The sequence below is a fragment of the Bradyrhizobium sp. 31Argb genome (assembly GCF_043638955.1).
GTDB lineage: Bacteria > Pseudomonadota > Alphaproteobacteria > Rhizobiales > Xanthobacteraceae > Bradyrhizobium.
This window is the reverse complement of sequence record NZ_JBEGDB010000527.1, coordinates 1-2185: the sequence shown is the minus strand read 5'-3', so window position 1 is coordinate 2185 and position 2185 is coordinate 1. Positions and strand designations below refer to the sequence as shown.

Sequence of the window (2185 nt, the reverse complement as noted above, 5' to 3'; positions counted from 1 at the left end):
ACACCGATCCGATTCGGTATCGCCGCCCCAATCCTGACGGTCAGTTCTCCGGTAACATCCTTGGTGAGGCAATGCGATCCGCAGCGGTGCCGGTTCCCAGGTTACGCTGACGCTCCACCCGGGCTACGAGGCTAGCCCCGGGTGGAGCGGAACCCGTCATTCCGGGGGCGTGCGCAGCACGAACCCGGAATCCATCGTGCCACGAGAGCAAGCGGAGAAATGGATTTCGGGCCTGCGCCTTCGGCGCATCCCGGAATGACGAGGATGGGCCCTAACCGAACTCCAGCACCATGCGGCCGTCGATCTTTCCGGATTTCATCCGGTCGAAGATGTCGTTGATCTTCTCGAGCGGCGCCTTGTTGATCTCGGCGTGCACCTTGCCGTCGGTTGCGAAGGCGATGGCTTCGTCGAGATCGCGGCGGGTGCCGACGATCGAGCCGCGCACGGTGATGCGCTTCAAGACGACATCGAAGATCGGGGTCGGGAATTCGCCCGGCGGTAGGCCAACGAGGCTGACCGTCCCCTTGCGGCGGACCATCTTGAGCGCCTGCGCGAACGCGGCCGTCGACACCGCCGTCACCAGCACGCCGTGCGCCCCTCCCCCGGTCGATGCCAGCACCTTCTCCACCGCCCTGTCGGACAGCGCATTGACGGCAAGATCCGCGCCGGTGGTGCGTGCAAGCTCGAGCTTGTCCTCGGCGATATCGACCGCGGCAACCTTGAGCCCCATTGCCTTGGCATATTGGATGGCGACATGGCCGAGCCCGCCGACGCCGGAGATGACGACCCACTCGCCCGGCCGCGCTTCAGTCTCCTTCAATCCCTTGTAGGTCGTGACGCCCGCGCACAGGATCGGCGCCACCTTTGCGAAATCGACATTGGCCGGCAATCGCGCGGCGAAGGCGGCCGACGCGATCACATATTCGGCGAAGCCGCCGTTCACGCTGTAGCCGGTGTTGTGCTGGTGCTCGCACAGGGTTTCCCAACCGGTCTCGCAATATTCGCAGCGCATGCAGGCGTCATGCAGCCAGGCGACACCGACGGCGTCACCGACTTTGAGATTGGTCACACCCGGGCCGAGTGCCGCGACAATGCCGGCAGCCTCATGGCCAGGAATGAACGGCGGAACCGGCTTCACCGGCCAGTCACCGGATGCGGCGTGCAGATCGGTGTGACACACGCCGCAGGCTTTCACCTTGACCAGAACTTCGCCCGGCCCCGGTTCCGGCACCGGCACATTCTCGATCTCGAGTGGCTTGCCAAAATTTCGGACAACAGCGGCTTTCATGGTCGGCATCTGTCTACTCCTTCGCTTTGGAACGCAGACTAGCGGTGACCGCCCTCTCGCCTTTTGATCGGTGTCAAAGGGCGCGCCGAATGTGCGCGCGTGACAGCGCGATGACAACTGCGACAATCTGTAGCCCGGGTGAAGTCCGTAGCCCGGATGGAGCGAAGCGTAACCCGGGAAGCTGCACCAGCGGTTCTAGCGCCCCGGGTTACGCTTCGCTCCGCCCGGGCTACGACGCTACAACGGCCGCGCTAACCCTTGGCGTCGCAGGCCCAGGCGCGGATCACGCATTCCTTGCCGCCATATTCGTAGCACTTGCGCGTAGCGGCGTTCAGTGAGCGCGAGATCTTCGGCTCCACCGCGTAGCCGTGAGCGCCGCAGGGATTCATCATGTCGATGGAGAGCGCAGCGCAGGCACGCTTCATCGTGACGGTGGTGCACTCGCCCTTGCATTGCTTCAGCGCCGCGGCGCGCGCCTCTGCTTCGGCGGCATAGTCGTAAGCCTGGCCATAGGCGCCGCATTTGCCGACCGCAAAGGCACCTGCCGCCCAGCTCTCGGTGATGAAACGCGTAGCAGCCAACAGCAGCGTCAGCGCAAGAATGAACAACGCGCGGCGTTGCGCGCGCCTCGTCGAGACGATCACTTTCCCCACCCCCAAGACAGCCGGCGGAACTCTAGCCGCCGGACGTTTCCACTTGGTGAACGGGAGGTTGAGAGGGGACTCAGTCTCCGTCGTCCCGGGCTTGACCCGGGACCCATAACCACGGGCTTTCGTTGTGACGCGAGCAAGCGGTCACAGCTTACACATCACAAGCATTCGTGGTTGATGGGGTGGACGGCCCCCTACGGCATCAGTTGTGCCAGAATGAGGTTGTCGAAATCTCAAACGAGGGAGC

Annotated in this window: 2 protein-coding genes; both read right to left on the bottom strand. The window is 63.9% G+C overall.

Going from position 1 to position 2185, the window contains the following annotated elements:
* Positions 1-271: 271 nt before the first annotated feature.
* Positions 272-1297 (bottom strand): alcohol dehydrogenase AdhP, encoded by a 1026-nt coding sequence (gene adhP, locus AAFX91_RS40995; RefSeq protein WP_130580262.1) that lies wholly within the window; start codon positions 1295-1297, stop codon positions 272-274.
* A 242-nt stretch (positions 1298-1539) separates the two neighbouring features.
* Positions 1540-1932 (bottom strand): DUF4189 domain-containing protein, encoded by a 393-nt coding sequence (locus tag AAFX91_RS40990; RefSeq protein ID WP_245476376.1) that lies wholly within the window; start codon positions 1930-1932, stop codon positions 1540-1542.
* Between the last annotated feature and the right edge of the window lie 253 nt (positions 1933-2185).

Bases quoted from the DNA above. Each gene is read 5' to 3' on its own strand.
- adhP (WP_130580262.1), bottom strand. From the start codon at position 1,297: ATGCCGACCATGAAAGCCGCTGTTGTCCGAAATTTTGGCAAGCCACTC.